Annotated in this window: 14 protein-coding genes; 11 read left to right on the top strand and 3 right to left on the bottom strand. The window is 73.0% G+C overall.

Annotated elements, in window-relative coordinates:
• Positions 1–37: 37 nt before the first annotated feature.
• The 3 genes from GA0070623_RS15305 to GA0070623_RS15295 form a co-directional block, all read right to left on the bottom strand.
• Positions 38–709 carry an AfsR/SARP family transcriptional regulator gene (locus GA0070623_RS15305; RefSeq protein WP_231932371.1) on the bottom strand — a complete coding sequence of 224 codons (672 nt, stop codon included), beginning with the start codon at positions 707–709 and terminating at the stop codon, positions 38–40.
• A gap of 242 nt (positions 710–951) precedes the next feature.
• The gene (locus tag GA0070623_RS15300; RefSeq protein WP_067303217.1) at positions 952–1,722 is read right to left on the bottom strand and encodes a thioesterase II family protein; all 771 of its coding nucleotides are present in this window, start codon (positions 1,720–1,722) and stop codon (positions 952–954) included.
• Positions 1,719–4,208, bottom strand: coding sequence for a beta-ketoacyl synthase N-terminal-like domain-containing protein (locus GA0070623_RS15295; protein WP_084261092.1), 2,490 nt, complete (start codon positions 4,206–4,208; stop codon positions 1,719–1,721). The genes GA0070623_RS15300 and GA0070623_RS15295 overlap by 4 nt, the downstream gene beginning before the upstream one ends.
• Positions 4,209–4,377: 169 nt before the next feature.
• Here GA0070623_RS15295 and sbnA point away from each other — a divergent pair, with 169 nt between their 5' ends.
• The 11 genes from sbnA to GA0070623_RS15240 all read left to right on the top strand — a co-directional run bounded on the left by sbnA (position 4,378) and on the right by GA0070623_RS15240 (position 15,027).
• The gene (gene sbnA / locus GA0070623_RS15290; RefSeq protein ID WP_067303214.1) at positions 4,378–5,388 is read left to right on the top strand and encodes a 2,3-diaminopropionate biosynthesis protein SbnA; all 1,011 of its coding nucleotides are present in this window, start codon (positions 4,378–4,380) and stop codon (positions 5,386–5,388) included.
• A gap of 32 nt (positions 5,389–5,420) precedes the next feature.
• On the top strand, positions 5,421–6,377 hold the full coding sequence (locus tag GA0070623_RS15285) for a TauD/TfdA family dioxygenase (protein WP_067303240.1): 957 nt from the start codon (positions 5,421–5,423) through the stop codon (positions 6,375–6,377).
• On the top strand, positions 6,374–6,886 hold the full coding sequence (locus GA0070623_RS30000; RefSeq protein ID WP_067303211.1) for a GNAT family N-acetyltransferase: 513 nt from the start codon (positions 6,374–6,376) through the stop codon (positions 6,884–6,886). Before GA0070623_RS15285 ends, GA0070623_RS30000 begins: the two co-directional genes overlap by 4 nt.
• 2 nt (positions 6,887–6,888) lie before the next feature.
• The gene (locus GA0070623_RS15275; RefSeq protein WP_067303208.1) at positions 6,889–7,398 is read left to right on the top strand and encodes a nuclear transport factor 2 family protein; all 510 of its coding nucleotides are present in this window, start codon (positions 6,889–6,891) and stop codon (positions 7,396–7,398) included.
• Positions 7,395–9,251, top strand: a complete 1,857-nt coding sequence (locus GA0070623_RS15270; RefSeq protein ID WP_067303206.1) for a non-ribosomal peptide synthetase — start codon at positions 7,395–7,397, stop codon at positions 9,249–9,251. Before GA0070623_RS15275 ends, GA0070623_RS15270 begins: the two co-directional genes overlap by 4 nt.
• The gene (locus tag GA0070623_RS15265) at positions 9,248–9,445 is read left to right on the top strand and encodes an MbtH family protein (protein ID WP_067303203.1); all 198 of its coding nucleotides are present in this window, start codon (positions 9,248–9,250) and stop codon (positions 9,443–9,445) included. The genes GA0070623_RS15270 and GA0070623_RS15265 overlap by 4 nt, the downstream gene beginning before the upstream one ends.
• 65 nt (positions 9,446–9,510) lie before the next feature.
• A complete protein-coding gene (gene sbnB, locus GA0070623_RS15260) occupies positions 9,511–10,542 on the top strand; it encodes a 2,3-diaminopropionate biosynthesis protein SbnB (protein ID WP_067303201.1) in 1,032 nt (343 codons plus the stop codon).
• A 41-nt stretch (positions 10,543–10,583) separates the two neighbouring features.
• The gene (locus GA0070623_RS15255) at positions 10,584–11,651 is read left to right on the top strand and encodes a 3-oxoacyl-ACP synthase III family protein (protein ID WP_067303198.1); all 1,068 of its coding nucleotides are present in this window, start codon (positions 10,584–10,586) and stop codon (positions 11,649–11,651) included.
• Positions 11,641–13,548, top strand: coding sequence for an HAD-IIIC family phosphatase (locus GA0070623_RS15250; protein WP_067303195.1), 1,908 nt, complete (start codon positions 11,641–11,643; stop codon positions 13,546–13,548). Before GA0070623_RS15255 ends, GA0070623_RS15250 begins: the two co-directional genes overlap by 11 nt.
• Positions 13,541–13,780, top strand: coding sequence for an acyl carrier protein (locus tag GA0070623_RS15245; RefSeq protein WP_197699986.1), 240 nt, complete (start codon positions 13,541–13,543; stop codon positions 13,778–13,780). The genes GA0070623_RS15250 and GA0070623_RS15245 overlap by 8 nt, the downstream gene beginning before the upstream one ends.
• Positions 13,777–15,027 carry an FAD-dependent monooxygenase gene (locus tag GA0070623_RS15240; RefSeq protein WP_084261090.1) on the top strand — a complete coding sequence of 417 codons (1,251 nt, stop codon included), beginning with the start codon at positions 13,777–13,779 and terminating at the stop codon, positions 15,025–15,027. The genes GA0070623_RS15245 and GA0070623_RS15240 overlap by 4 nt, the downstream gene beginning before the upstream one ends.
• Positions 15,028–15,034 lie beyond the last annotated feature (7 nt).

The following is a 15,034-nucleotide window of genomic DNA, read 5'->3' as shown; positions in this document are numbered from 1 at the left end:
GGCGGGTCGATCAGATGACAGAAGATCGACCGAAGGGTCAGGCCATGGCCGTCAGGACCGGGTCGCGCAGCGGCTGGCCACCGCTGAGCATGACCTCCTGGAGGCGGCGCAGCCGGGGGGCCGGCTCGACGCCCAGCTCGTCGATGAGCAGCCTGCGGATGCGCTGGAACTCCTGCAGCGCCCCGGTGATCCGGCCGGACTCGTACAGCGAGACCATGTAGTGCGCGGCGAACTGCTCGTTGATCGGGTGGCGGTTGGAGAGCGTACGCAGCTCACCGATGATCTCGTGATGCCGCCCCAGGCGCAGGTCGGCGGCGATCCGCCGGCTGAGCGCCGCCTCCCGGGCGTCCTGGAGCGCCATCACCTCCAGGCCGAGCAGCGGACCGAGGGGGATGTCCGGCAGCATCGGCCCGCGCCACAGGCCCAGGGCCGAGCCCAGCAGTTGGCTGGTCAACCGGTGGTCGCCCGCCTCGGACGCCCGGGTGCCCGCGGCACAGAGGCGGCGGAACTCCTGGGCGTCGGTGACCGCGTGGCTCAGCGAGTAGCCGCTGCGGTGGGTCACCAGGATGTCCCGGGAGCCCGTCGACTGGTCGCCGACCGCCCTGTCGATGAGTCGACGGAGCTGATGAATGTACGTGTGAATAGTCGTCGTCGCGCTCTGTGGAGGGCTGTTCTCCCACAGTTCTTCGAATAGGTCCGCCTTCGTCATCAACCGGTTCGGGTTGAGTGCCAGCAATGTGAGTATCTGGCATGGTTTGGCGGCGGTCGGCATGATCGACCGCCCGTTATGAGATGCGGACAACGGACCCAACAAATCGATTCGCATGGCTCCCCCGATCTGCGCAAACGCACCTTCGGTCGAGCAAGAGCCTGCCCAGGGCGGGAGTCCCGGGCCAGTGACGGAATCACCGACTCACGTGAAAATCTCACGTGAGCGCTTCCTCCGGTCGATCAACCTGCTGCTCGGGCGGCCTGCGTGCCGAGCTCGGCGTGCAACTCGGCACGCAGCTGCCGGGCGAACTCGGGCAGCGCGTCGTCGGCGAAGTAGAAGTGCCCGCCCGGGAACAGGCATTGCCGCAGCGGTGCGACGGTCTCCTCCTGCCAGGCCGGCAGGCTGCCCAGCGGCGCGAACGGATCGTCGATACCGCCGAAGACGGTGATCGGGCAGGGCAGCGGCGACCGGTCGACCCGGGGCCGGTAGGACGCCACCGCCTCCAGGTCGGGCCGGACGATCCGCAGGAACTGCTCGCGGAGCTCCGGGACCTCACCGATCAGGGCCGGCAGGCCGCCCAGCCCGACCAGCGTGGTGAGCAGGCTCTCGTCGTCCAGCGTCACCAGCCGGGCGGGGTGGTCGACCGGGCTGGCCGGCGCACACCGGCCCGAGACGCCCACCCACACCGGCGGTCGACCCTGCCCGGCCAGCCGGCGGGCCACCTCGCTGGCCACGATCGCGCCCATGCTGTGGCCGAAGAGCGCGTAACGGCCGTCCGCCTGCGGCGTGACGTCGGCCAGCACCCGGTCGACGACCCGGGTCATCTCCCTGTCCGGCTGCTCGCCGTGCCGGGAGCCCCGGCCCGGCAGGTCGAGCAGCAGCACGTCCCAGTCGGCCGGCAACAGTCGGACCAGCGGGTAGTAGACCATCGCGGAACTGCCGGCGTGGTGCAGCAGGACGAGCCGCAGGGCGGGGTTCTCGACCGGGCGCGGGCGGATGAACGGCCTCACCGGTCCGCCCCCGCCCCGGCACCGACCGGTGCCATCCGGACGCCGGCCACCCCCGCTGCGGCGCTGACCGGATCCGCCGCGGACCGGGCCGCGATCGCCGCCGCCAGCTCGCCGAGCAGCTCGGTCAGCGGGCGGTCGACGGCGAACTCCGCCTGCATGTCCGGCGTCGCGAAGCGGTCCTCCACGCTACGTACGAAGAGCATCGCGGTGAACGAGTCCCCGCCCAGGTCGGCGAAGGTGGCCGCGAGGTCCAGCTCGTCGGCCTTGAGGGCGGCGGCCAGCTCGTCGCGGAGGAAGGCGACGATCGCGTCGGTGCCGGCCGCCGGGGAGACCGTCGGTGGGGACACAACCGCCGGGGACACAACCGCCGGGGACACGGCCGCCGACAGGGGCGGCACCACCGGGGCGGTCGCCTCGAACCTGCCGGTCCGGGGCTCGTCGACCCAGTGCCGGCGACGCTGGAACGGATAGGTCGGCAGGTCCGCGAGGTACCGGACGCCCGGCGTCCGCAGCGGATCCCCGTGCAGGTCGACACCGGCGCGGAACAGCTGGGCCAGCGCGTCCAGGAACACCTGCTCCGCCCGGAGCGGGTCGGCCGGGACGAGCACCACGCGGCGGGTTCCGATGCTCACCACCGCGGCGTCCGCGCCGGTCGGCCCGGCAGCGGACCGCACCGGTACGCCCAGCGCGGCCAGCGCGGCCGTCAGCCAGGCGGCCGGGTCGCCGCCGGGTTCGCCGAGGCCGGGGAAGCGGTCCGCCAGCGGCCGTACGGCGGCGGCCAGCGCGGCCGGGTCACCGTGGTGCAGCAGCACCTCGCGGGGCACCTCGGTGACGGCGGTGGCCGGCAGGTCGACGGCGTTGCTCAGCGCGCGGGCCAGCTCCCGCGCGGTGCCGCCGGTCACCGCGATCCGGTACGCCATCGGGGTGCGCCCGGACCGCAGGGTGTGGCAGATCGATCCGGCCGTCCGGTCGTCCGCCCGGTAGAGCCGGGTGCTGACCGTGGCGGCCAGCGTGCGCAGCGCCGGTTCGGTCCGGGCGGAGAGCACCAGCAGCTCGGCCCGCCCGCCCGGCCCGTCAGGCCCGGCCGGCTCGTCGTGCTCGGCCGGAGCCGGTGCGGACTGGAGCACGACGTGCGCGTTCGTGCCGCTGAGCCCGAACGCGCTGACCCCGGCGAACCGTTCGCCGGTCCAGTCACGCGGTTCGCGGACCACCTCCAGGCACTGCCGCGACCAGGGGATGAGCGGGTTGAGTGGACCCTCGCCCGGCGGCACGTCGGCGACCAGCCGACCGTGCCGGAGCATGAGCACCACCTTGATCAGCGCGGCCATCCCGGCCGCCGCCTCCAGGTGGCCCAGCCGGGCCTTGACGCTGCCCACCCGCAGCGGGTCACCGGTCGCCCGGTCGCGTCCGAACACGCCGTGCAGCGCCGCCGCCTCGATGGGGTCGCCGAGCGAGGTGCCGGTCCCGTGCGCCTCCAGGTAGGAGACCTGCGCCGGCGCGACGTCGGCGTCCCGGAGCGCGGCCAGGATCACCTCCTGCTGGGCGGGGCCGTTGGGCACGGTGAGCCCGGACGAGGCGCCGTCGTGGTTGACCGCCGTGCCGCGCAGCACCGCCAGCACCGGGCGGTCCTCGGCGAGGGCGTCGTCGAGGCGCATCACGACCACGGTGGCGACGCCCTCGCCCCGGCCGTAGCCGTCGGCACCGTCCAGGAACGGCTTGGACCGGCCGTCCGGAGCGACCGCGCGGCTCTGGCACAGCGACACCATCAGCTGCGGTGAGAACAGCAGGTTCGCGCCACCGACCAGGGCGTACCGGCACTCCCGGCCGCGCAGGGCACGGGCCGCCGAGTGCAGCGCCACCAGCGACGACGAGCAGGCGGTGTCGATGCTGACGGCCGGACCGCGCAACCCGAGCGCGTAGCTGATCCGCCCGGCCGCGAAGCAGTGCCCGCCGCCGGTGCCGTAGTACGGATCGAGTCGCTCCGGGTCACCGTCGGTGAACCGCTGGCCGTACTCGGAGGCCATGATGCCGACGTAGACGCCCGCGTCCAGCCGGCCGCCACGGCGGACCGCGATGCCGGCCCGCTCCAACGCCTCCCAGGAGGTCTCCAGCAGCAGCCGCTGCTGCGGGTCCAGTGACTCGGCCTCCCGGTTGGAGATGCCGAAGAAGTCGGCGTCGAAACCGGCCACGTCCCGCAGGAAGCCGGCCCGTCGGACGTACGACCGCCCGACCCGGCCGACCTCCGGGTGGTACGCGGCACGCAGCCCCGGCCGGTCGGCCGGGATCTCGCACGCCACCTCCCCGGTGCCGTCGAGCAGGTCCCAGTACGCCTCGGGGGTGCTGATCCCGCCCGGGAACCGCAGCGCCATGCCGACCACCGCCAGGGGGGTGTGCCGCTCCTGCTCCAACTCGCGGATGCGGGCCCGCAGGGCACGGGACTGCCGTAACTGTTCCTCGACCAGGGCGCGCAACTGTGTGGAATCCACGTCGCTCCTCGCTTTTCGCTGACGGCCTCGCGGCGCCGGTGCACGACTACGGCGGACCGTACCGACGTGTTCTTGAGACCCCCTGAGGTCCGTGCCGGCCGCGGAGCGTCAAGAGCCGCTCAAGGGGGCCCGGACAGACTCGGCCCCATCGACGGCAGGAGGCGCAGTCATGACCCGCAACACGGTGCAGGGCATCCTCGGGTGCATCGGTGGCACCCCGTTGGTCGAACTCGACGGCCTGCTGCGTGACCGGCCGGCCCGGGTGTTCGGCAAGCTCGAACTGGCCAATCCGGGCGGCAGCATCAAGGACCGCACGGCGCTGAACATGCTGCTGCACGGCATCCGCAGCGGCGAACTGGTCCCGCACCGGTCCGTGGTGATCGAGTCCAGTTCGGGCAACCTGGCGGTCGGTATCGCGCAGATCTGCCGCTACTTCGGGTTGCGGTTCATCTGCGTGGTGGACGCCAAGACCACCCCGCAGAACCTCGCGATCCTGCGCGCCTTCCAGGCGGAGATCGAGCTGATCGAGGAGCCCGACCCGGTCACCGGGGAGTTCCTGCCGATCCGCCTGCAACGGGTCCGCGAGCTGGTGGCGCGCGAGCCGCACAGCTTCTGGCCGAACCAGTACGCCAACCCGCGCAACCCGCAGGCGCACCACCGCACCATGCGGGAGATCGTCGACGCGCTGCCCGGTGACCCGGACTTCATCTTCTGTGCCACCAGCACCTGCGGCACGTTGACCGGGGTCACCGAGTACGTCCGGGAGCACCGGATGGGCACCACCGTCGTCGCGGTGGACGCGGTGGGCAGCGCCATCTTCGGTGACGAGAGCCGCCGCCGGTTGATCCCGGGCCACGGGGCCTCGGCCCCGCCGCCGCTGCTCGACCCGGCCAGCACCTGGCCGGTCGTGCACGTGTCCGATCTGGACGCCGTGGTCGGCTGCCGCCGGTTGATGGCGCGGGAGGCGATCCTGGCCGGCGGGTCCTCCGGCGCGGTGGTGTCGGCGCTGGAGCGCTACCGCGACCAGATCCCGGCCGGGGCCACCTGCGTGCTCATCTTCCCCGACCGCGGGGAGCGCTACCTCAACACGATCTATTCCGACACCTGGGTCCGGCAGAACTTCGGTGAGGTGTCGCACCTGTGGAAGGAATCCGGGATCGCAGCCGCCGGGCGGCTGTGACGACCGGCAGGCATTCGACGAGAGGGACGATGATGCGGATCTCCGCGCTTCCCGACGGTCTTCCGACCGTCATCGAGTACGACGGCAACGGCGCGATCCTCGACACGGTACGCGACAACCGTGCCGCCATCCGGTCGCTCATCACCGAGCAGGGCGCGGTGCTGTTCCGCGGCTTCGACGTCGGCGGTGTCGAGGGGCTGCACCGCGTGGTGCGGGCGCTGTCCGGCGAGCCACTGGACTACACCGAGCGGTCCTCGCCGCGCAGCAGCCTCTCCGGGAACGTCTTCACCTCGACGGACTACCCGGAGAACGAGGAGATCTTCCTGCACAACGAGTGCTCGTACCAGCAGAACTGGCCGATGAAGGTCTACTTCTACTGCCTCACCCCGGCCGCGACGCAGGGTGCCACCCCGTTCGCCGACGTCCGCCGGGTCCTCGACCACATCGACCCGGCGGTGGTCGAGGAGTTCACCCGCCGTAAGTGGTCGTACGTGCGCAACTTCGGCGCGATGGGCGGCACCTGGCAGTACTTCTACGACACCGACGACCGGGCCGAGGTAGAGCGGTACTGCGCGGCGCAGAACATCCAGGTCGAGTGGATCGGCGCGGACGGGCTGCGTACCCGGGCGGTGCGCGACGCCGTGCGCCGGCACCCGGTCACCGGGGCCGACGTGTGGTTCAACCACGCCACCTTCTTCCACGTGGACACGCTGCCGGCCGTATACCGCGAGGAGATGCTGGACATGTTCGGGTCGGAGAACCTGCCGACGAACAGCTACTACGGCGACGGCGGGGAGATCCCGGCCGAGGTGACCAAGCACCTCCAGGAGGCGTACCGGGCCGCCAGCACCCGCTTCGACTGGCAGCGCGACGACCTGGTCGTCATCGACAACATGCTGACCGCGCACGGTCGGGAGCCGTACACCGGGGCACGGAAGATCGCCATCGCCATGGCCGAGGCGTCGGACGCGGCGGTCGGGACGCCGTGACCACCTCGGTCGGCCCGACGCTCGTGGTGCGTCCGGCGGTCCCGGACGACCTGGACGGGATCACCCGGATGGAGGTCGGGCCGGACACCACGTCGTACCTCGGCGTCACCGGCCGGGACTACCACCTGGCGGCGTTCGCGGACGCCGACCAGGAACACCTGGTCGCCGTGGTCGGGGCGACCCTCGGTGGGTTCGTCCTGCTGGCCGGGCTGCGCGACGGCGGCGGCCGGGTGGAGCTGCGCCGGGTCGTGCTGGACCACGGGATCCGGGGCCGGGGCCACGGCCGGGCGATGTTCCGGGCCGCGGTGGCCCACGCCTTCGAGCGGCACGACGCCCGGTCCGTCTGGCTGGACGTCAAGCCGTACAACCACCGGGCCCAGGCGCTCTACACCTCCGAGGGGTTCCGCCCGGACGGCACGATCCCGGATCCGCAGCACCCGGACGGGGTGCTGCTGCTGATGACACTGGCGCGCGACGACCGCGCCGCCGCAACCGAGAGTGAGGACTGAGGATGAGGGAGAAGCTGGCGCTCGTCGACCCGGACGTGACCGGAGCGGCGTTCACCGCCGGTCACGCGGGCGACGCCGGATGCGAGCGGTGCGTGGCCGAGCTGACCGAGGCCGGCGACGATTTCGTCGGGGCGTTCGCCAAGCGTGACTACGAGCGGTTCATCGGTCACTTCATCGGCCCCAACGCCACCGGCCTGGGCGCCGACGGGACCGTCGGTATGAACCGCGACGCCTGGGGCCGGATCCTGCGGGAGTACTTCGAGGAGCCGACCTGGACGCTGACGGTCACGCCGATCAAGACCGTGGTCCAGCAGTGCGTCAGCGGCCAGATCCTGGAAGTGGTCCGCTTCGACTCGGCGGAGATGACCATCACCTTCGTGCACGCCACCTGCTGGCTGCGTGACCACGGCACGTGGAAGGTGGTGCTGCAGACCGAGGCCGGGCCGTTGCAGGACACCCAGGCGCTGCTGGACCGGGTGGCCGAGCAGCGGGCCGAGGCGGTCGGGTCATGACGCAGATCCTCCCCGCCCCGGTCGAGGCCGGGCCGGCGCCGGACCGCCGCGGCCGTCCCGAGTTCCACGGTTCGGCGGTGGCGGCGTTCCGGGAGGCGGTCGCGGCCCACCCCGACCGGGCCGCGGTCGTCGGCGTGGACGCCACCCTCAGCTACGCCGAGCTGGACGACCGCAGCGACCGGCTGGCCACCCTGCTGACCGCCCGTGGCGCCGGACCGGAGTGCGCCGTGGGCGTGCTGCTGCCCCGGACCGCCGACCTGATCGTCGCGATCCTCGGCATCCTCAAGGCCGGCGCGGTCTACGTGCCGTTCGACCCGGAGCAGCCGGCCCAGCGCCTCGGCCGGATCGTCCGGGACGCCGCACCGGTCACCACGATCACCCACGCCGGCCTGGTCGGCTCGCTGCCCGAGGGGTCCGGACCCGATCCGGTGCTGCTCGACCGCACCGACTGGTCGGCGGTGCCGCGGTCGGAGCCGGTAGCCCTGCACCCGGACAACCTGGCGTACGTCATCTTCACCTCCGGCTCGACCGGGCGGCCGAAGGGCGTCGAGGTGTCCCACCGGGCGCTGGTCAGCTTCCTCAACGGCATGGAGCAGGGCGGCTTCTTCGGGCCGCCCGGCGCCCGGCTGGCCTGGAACGCCTCCATCGCGTTCGACGCGTCGGTGCAGGAGTGGGTGCGGGTGTTCCGGGGCGACACGGTCGGCGTGCTCACCGACGACATGCGCCGCGACGCCGAGGAGTTCGCCGAGTTCATCGTCGAGCGCGGGCTCACCGAGGCGGACATGACCCCGTCGCACGCGCAGATGCTCATCGAGGACCTGGCCGCCGTCGCCGGCCCGGAGCGGCACCTGCGGCTCTTCGTCGCCGGCGAGGCGGTGCCCCCCGCCCTGTGGGCGCGGTTGCAGACGCTGGTCGGCGACGGCTCGGTCACCGCCATGAACCTGTACGGGCCGACCGAGGCCGCGGTCAACGTGGCCGGCACGTTCATCCGGCCCGGCGAGAGCCCGACCATCGGCCGGCCGCTGGCCGGGGTGCAGGCCCGCGTGGTGGACGCCGACCTGGTGCCGGTACCCGACGGCACCCCCGGCGAGCTGTGCGTGGCCGGCCCCTACCTGGCCCGGGGCTACTCGGGCCGGCCCGGCCTGACCGCCGCGCGGTTCGTGCCCGATCCGCTGTCGACCGACGGCGCCCGGATGTACCGCACCGGGGACCGGGTGGTCCGGCGGGCCGACGGGGTCATCGAGTACATCGGCCGCACCGACGACCAGATCAAGATCCGTGGGCACCGGGTCGAACTCGGCGAGATCGAGTCGGTGCTCGCCGACCACCCGGACGTCAGCCGCGCGGTGATGCTCTACCACGGCGGGGAGGACGGCGGGCGGCTCTCCGCCGTGCTCCACCTGCGTCCCGGCGGCGACCTGGCGGCCGTCCGGGCGTACGCGGCGGGCCAGTTGCCGAGCTGGATGCAGCCCGCTGACTGGGCGGTCGTCGACACCATCCCCCTGACCGTCGGCGGCAAGGCCGACCGCGGTGCCCTCATCCGCCGGCTCACGTCCACCGGGGACGCCGCCGACGGATCCGACACTCCCGAGGAGACACAGATGAAGGTCGACGCCACGGACACCGTCCGCGAGGTGTGGTGCACCGTCCTCGAACTGGAGAAGGTCGACGAGGACGACGACTTCTTCCTCATCGGCGGCCACTCGCTCAACGCCATGCAGGTCGCCACCCGGCTGCGGACCAGCCTGGGCGGGGTCAAGGTGCCCACCCGGATGCTCTTCGAGCACCGCACCTTCCGCGCCTTCACCGACGCCGTCAACGAGCGGGTGAACACCGCGGCGGTGTCGGCATGAGCCGGTGGCGGGTGCTGGTCAACCACGAGGAGCAGTACGGGCTGTGGCCGGCCGGTCACCCCGACCCCGGCGGCTGGCGTCCGGTCGGCTTCGAGGGCACCGAGGAGGAGTGCGTCAGCCACGTCGACCGGGTCTGGACCGACCTGCGGCCGGCGTCCCTGCGCCGCGCCACCGCCGGGCGGGCCGCCAGCTAGGACCGGTCGGTCGGCCGAACCCCCACGGCAGCGGACCACCCCGCCGTACGACGACTCAGGAGCTGATGAGCACCATGTCCCAGGTACCACCGTTCGCGATCATCTCCGGCCGGCAGGTGCACGACGTCCTGCACGGGCGGGAGCGCGAGGTCACCGAGCTGATCGAAAGCGCGTACCGGCTGCACGGCGAGGGCGAGACGACCAACCCGGACTCCTACTTCCTGCGTTTCCCGGACCGGCCGCGGGACCGGATCATCGCGCTGCCCGCGTCGGTCCGGGGCAAGGTCGGCGTGCACGGCCTCAAATGGATCTCCAGCTTCCCGGAGAACGTGGCGGCCGGCATCCCGCGCGCCTCGGCGGTGCTGGTCCTCAACGACTTCGAGACCGGCTACCCGATCGCCTGTCTGGAAGCGTCGATCATCAGCGCGGCCCGGACGGCCGCGTCGGCGGCGTCGGCGGCGGTCCGGCTCTCCGCGGCGCGCGGGGTCACCCCCCGCCGCCTCGGCGTGGTCGGCGCCGGGGTCATCGCCCGCTACACCCACCGCTACCTGCGCGCCAACGGCCTGCGGTTCGAGTCGGTCGGCGTGCACGACCTGTCGGCGGAGCACGCCGCCGGATTCGGCGACCACCTACGCCGCTGCGACGAGCAGGTGGTCACCCACGACCGTCTCGACGGGCTGCTGGCCGAGAGCGACCTGGTGCTGTTCACCACCGTCGCCGGCGAGCCGCACGTGAGCGACCCGGCGCTGTTCGGCCACGCGCCGCTGGTGCTGCACCTGTCCCTGCGGGACCTCGACCCGGATGTCATCCTCGACGCCTGGAACGTGGTCGACGACGTCGAACACGTGATGAAGGCCGGCACCTCGGTCCACCTCACCGAGCAGCGGGTCGGCCACCGGGACTTCGTGGCCGGCACGCTGTGCGACGTGCTGACCGGCGGCATCGTCCCGCCCGCGGACCGGCCGGTGGTGTTCTCCCCGTTCGGGCTCGGCGTGCTCGACCTGGTGCTGGCCAAGCACGTCTACGACCAGGTGGGCGCGGACGACGCGCTGGTCTGCGTCCCGGACTTCTTCCACGACGTCCAGCGGTACGGCTGAGCGCCCGATCACGACCGCCCGAACCCGAAGGCGAGACGACCATGAGACTGATCGCACTGAGCGAGGTGCTGCCCGGTGAGCCCGTCACCAACCGTGACATGGCCGAGCGTTTCGGCCTGCACGAGCGGTGGCTGGACTCCGTGACGGGCAACCGCACCCGCTACTTCTGCCGGCCGGACAGCCCGACGGGTGTGCCGAAGACCACCGGCGACCTGGCCACCGAGGCGGGGGAGCAGGCCCTGGTCCGCGCTGGGGTGGACCCGGCGGCCATCGACTTCCTCGTCCTCTCCACGGCCTCGCCGGACCACCTGATGCCGGCGACCGTCAACCTGGTCGCCGACCGGCTCGGCCTCAACGACCTGCCCACGTTCCAGCTGACCTCCGGCTGCGCGGGCGCGTTGCAGGGCCTCTACACCGCCCGTGCGCTGCTCGCCTCCGGTCTGCGCCGCGGCCTGGTCATCGGCGCCGACACCTGCCGCAACATGCTGCCGCCCGGCGACGCGGTGGCCCAGCTGCGACCGGCCGAGATGGTGAACTTCGCGATGTTCGGCGACGGCGGCGGGGCGGCCGTGGTGGAGGCCGGCACCCAGGGGCCGGGGCTGCTCGTGGAGCACCTGTTCCTGCGTACCGTCGGCAAGGGCCGGGCGCCCGCCCAGATCGTCCGCTGGTACGGCGTCGCCGGTGCCCCGCAGGTGCCCGACGCGCACGGCCGGACGGTACGCGAGGCGATGGGCGAGGAGGACTACAAGGCGATCGAACGGCACGTGCCGGAGGCCGCCCGCGCCATCCTCGACGAGCTGGTGGCGGTCACCGGGTGGCGGCTGCCGGACGTCGAGCACGTCCTCACCCCGCAGCTCAACGGCGTGATGACCGAACGGATCCGGGACTATCTCGGGGTCGGCGAGCAGCAGGCGGTGTCCTGCGTGGCGGACACCGGCAACAACGGCAACGCGTTGCCGTTCATCCAGCTCAACCGGGCGCTGCGGCGGATCCGCGGCGGGGTCGGCGAGGGTGGCCGGATGCTGGTGGCGACCGTCGAGTCGTCGAAGTGGGTGCTGGCCGGGATGGCGCTGCGGCACCGGCCGGAGGGCGGCCCCGATGTCGGTTGACCAGGGCACCGGGTCCGCGCCGGCGACCGGCCGGGTCGCGCTGGCCGGGCTGCGGGCCAGCCTCGGCGGCACCCCGCCGGACCTGGCGGCGGTCCGCGAGCTGCTCGACCGGGTACCCGATCCACTCGATCTGGAGGCGGCCGGCCGGCTGCTGCGCGGCGCCCGGGGCCGGGCGGCGCTGGCCGACGCCGACCTGCCGAGGACGCGCCTGGCCCTGCTGGGCAGCTCCACGATGGACGCCCTGCCGCCGATGATCACGGCGGCGGCGTTCCGCCGGGGGATCCTTCCCGAGATCCGGATGGCCGGCTTCAACCAGTGGCAGCTGGAGATCGCCGCCGGAGCGCCCGAGCTGTCCACGCTGCGGCCCCGGCTGGTCGGCTGCCTCCTCGACGACGCGGCGGTCTTCGACCGGGTGGCCGACCCGGTCGACCTCGACGAGGTGGAGGCCCGCTGCGCGGCCTTCCCGGCGGAGCTGGCCGGCTGGGCCACCGCCGCCCGCGACACGCTCGGCGGGCTCACCGTGCTCACCACCATCCCGCTGGGTCCGCTGCGGTCGCGCCGGCTGGTGAGCTACGCCGCCCGCGCCCGGCTCGCCGCCGCCTGGTCGAAGATGAACGCCGGGCTGGCCGCGCTGGCCGCCGAGCTGCCGTCGACAGTGGTGCTCGACCACGGCGACCTGGCCGAGGCGGCCGGCGGCATCTTCGCCGACCACCGGATGCGCCAGGTGGCCGGGCACGCCTACGCGCCGGGCTACCTGCTCGCGTACGCCGAGGAGCTGTCCCGGGTCGCCGCCGCCGACCTGGGCCGTACCGCGAAGTGCCTGGTCCTCGACCTGGACAACACGCTATGGGACGGCGTGGTCGGCGACGTCGGCACCGCCGGACTGCGGATCGGTGGCAGCTATCCGGGAACCGCGCACACCGAACTCCAGCGGCTGGCCCTCGACCTCTGCGCCCAGGGCGTCCTGCTCGCGGTCAGCTCCAAGAACGACGAGCCGGTCGCCCTGGCGGCGCTCGACAACCACCCCGAGATGCTGCTGCGCAGCGCGCACCTGGTGGCCCGGCGGATCGACTGGGAACCCAAGGCCGGCAACGTCCGGGCGATGGCCGCCGAGCTGAACCTCGGCAGCGACGCGTTCGTCTTCGTCGACGACAACCCGGTCGAGCGGGAACTGATGCGCCGGATGGCACCGGAGGTGACCACCGTCGAACTGCCCGACGACCCGGCGCGGTACGCCGCGACGCTCGCCGCCCGGGGCGACTTCCTGGTGCTGTCGGTCACCGACGAGGACCGCGACCGCACCACCCTGTACCGCCGGCAGGCCCGGCGGCGGGAGGTCGAGCAGCAGGCGACCAGCCTGGCCGACCACCTGGCGCGGCTCGGCACGCGGCTCACCGTCGAGCCGTGCACACCGGTCAACGCCGGGCGGATCACCCAGCTGTTCGCCAAGACCAACCAGTGCAACCTCACCGGCGTGCGGTACGGCGCGGACGAGGTGGACCGGTCCGGCACGGACGGCGCCCCCACCTTCTTCACCGCCCGCCTCGGCGACACGTTCGGCGACCACGGGCTGATCGCCGCGATCGCGCTGGACCGGGCCGCGGACGGCACCTGGACCATCGGCAACTTCGTGCTCAGCTGCCGGGTGTTCAGCCGCGGCGTGGAGAACACCCTGCTCGGGCTGGTGCTGCGGGCGGCCGCCGCGGCCGGCGCACCCGGCGTCACCGGCACGTTCCGGCCGACCGACCGTAACGGCCGGTTCGCCGAGCTCTACCCCTCGCTCGGGTTCCACCCCACCGGCGACACCGGCGAGTTCCGGCACGACCTGGCGCGGCTGCCCGACCTGAGTCCCTTCATCGAGATCACGCATGAACCGGAGGTGTTCCGTGTTGGCTGAGGATCTGGTGGTCGAGGTCATCACCGACCTGCTCGACCTGCCCGGCGAGACCATCGCGGCGGACACCCCGCTGACCGCGGTGGACGGCTGGGACTCGGTCAACGCGCTACGGGTGCTGGTGTACCTGGAGCGCGAGGTGGGTCGTCCCCTCGACTACGAGCGGTTCGCCGCGGTCGCCACCGTCGGCGAACTCGCGGAGCTCGTCGGCGCGGACGCGGGGAGCCGACGGTGAGCGCCGTGGAGGAGACCGACGTGCTGATCGTCGGTGGCGGCCCGGCGGGAGCACTGCTCGGCTTCCTACTGGCCCGCCGGGGCATCGGCGTGATCGTGGTCGAGAAGCAGACCTCCCTGGAGCGCGACTTCCGGGGCGAGACGGTGGCCGCGCCGTCGGTGGTGACGCTGCGCCGGCTCGGCTTCGGCCCGGCGCTCGACGCCCACGGCTTCCTGCGGACCGAGGGCGTCACCATGCGGATGGAGGGCCGCCGGGTGATGCACGTCGACTACCGGCGGTTCGCGCTCGGCGAGGTTCCGGTGGACATCCCCCAGCCCGCCCTCATCGCGATGTTCAGCGACGCGGCGGCGGAGTTCCCGACGTTCGAGTACCGCTTCGGCACCTCGTTCACCGGGCTGCTGCGCGACGGCGACGCCGTCACCGGCGCCCGCCTGCGCCGCCGCGACGGCTCGACGAGCGAGGTGCGCGCCCGGCTGGTGGTCGGCGCCGACGGCCGGTTCTCCAAGGTGCGGCACGCGGCCGGGATCACCGCCGACGTGCAGCACATGGCCCGCGACTTCCTCTCCTTCAAGCTGCCGCGCCCGGCCGACTGGGGTCTCCAGGCGGAACTGGTCGTCGACCGCGACCGGCACCTGGTGGTGCTCCCCACCTTCCCGGACTTCCTCCGGGTCGGCCACAACCTGCCCAAGCGGGGGCTCGGCGCGCTGCGCGCCGCGGGCTTCGAGCCGTTCAAGGCCGGCATCATGGCGCTCGACCCGCGGCTGGCCCCGGTCGTCGCCGAGCACCTCAACTCGTGGGACGACACGTCGTTCCTGGAGATCTTCACAGCCGAGGTGCCGGAGTGGACCCGCGACGGGCTGGTGCTGATCGGCGACGCCTCGCACACCTGCACCCCGATCCTCGGCCAGGGCGTCAACCTGGCCATCCAGGACGCCGTGGTGATCGCGCCGGTCATCGCCGACGCGTTGTCCACCGCCGGCCCGGTCCCCGCCGCCGCGTTCACCGGGTTCGTCACCGAGCGGCGTCGCCACAAGGCGCACGTCACCAGCTTCCAGCGGCTCCAGGAGAAGGCGCTGGCCACCGGCAGCACCCCCGGTGTGCTGCTGCGTCGCGCCCGGTACCGGCTGCTCGACGCCCTGCCGCTGAAGTACCGGATCTTCGGCGGCGTCCTCAACGCGCCGCACGGCATCGACCCGGCCGACCTGGCCGTGGCGGCCGGCGGCAGCCGGCCCGGCCTCGGCGTCTGAACCATCC

The organism is Micromonospora rifamycinica, assembly GCF_900090265.1.
GTDB lineage: Bacteria > Actinomycetota > Actinomycetes > Mycobacteriales > Micromonosporaceae > Micromonospora > Micromonospora rifamycinica.
The sequence above is the reverse complement of the archived record's forward strand: the minus strand, read 5'-3'. Positions and strand labels throughout refer to the sequence as shown.

Excerpts from the sequence above, each read along its gene's own strand:
- GA0070623_RS15305 (WP_231932371.1), bottom strand. The coding sequence starts at position 709 with ATGACGAAGGCGGACCTATTCGAAGAACTGTGGGAGAACAGCCCTCCA.
- sbnA (WP_067303214.1), top strand. The coding sequence starts at position 4,378 with ATGACCCGCAACACGGTGCAGGGCATCCTCGGGTGCATCGGTGGCACC.
- GA0070623_RS15285 (WP_067303240.1), top strand. The coding sequence starts at position 5,421 with ATGCGGATCTCCGCGCTTCCCGACGGTCTTCCGACCGTCATCGAGTAC.
- GA0070623_RS15275 (WP_067303208.1), top strand. The coding sequence starts at position 6,889 with ATGAGGGAGAAGCTGGCGCTCGTCGACCCGGACGTGACCGGAGCGGCG.
- GA0070623_RS15270 (WP_067303206.1), top strand. The coding sequence starts at position 7,395 with ATGACGCAGATCCTCCCCGCCCCGGTCGAGGCCGGGCCGGCGCCGGAC.
- GA0070623_RS15265 (WP_067303203.1), top strand. The coding sequence starts at position 9,248 with ATGAGCCGGTGGCGGGTGCTGGTCAACCACGAGGAGCAGTACGGGCTG.
- sbnB (WP_067303201.1), top strand. The coding sequence starts at position 9,511 with ATGAGCACCATGTCCCAGGTACCACCGTTCGCGATCATCTCCGGCCGG.
- GA0070623_RS15255 (WP_067303198.1), top strand. The coding sequence starts at position 10,584 with ATGAGACTGATCGCACTGAGCGAGGTGCTGCCCGGTGAGCCCGTCACC.
- GA0070623_RS15250 (WP_067303195.1), top strand. The coding sequence starts at position 11,641 with ATGTCGGTTGACCAGGGCACCGGGTCCGCGCCGGCGACCGGCCGGGTC.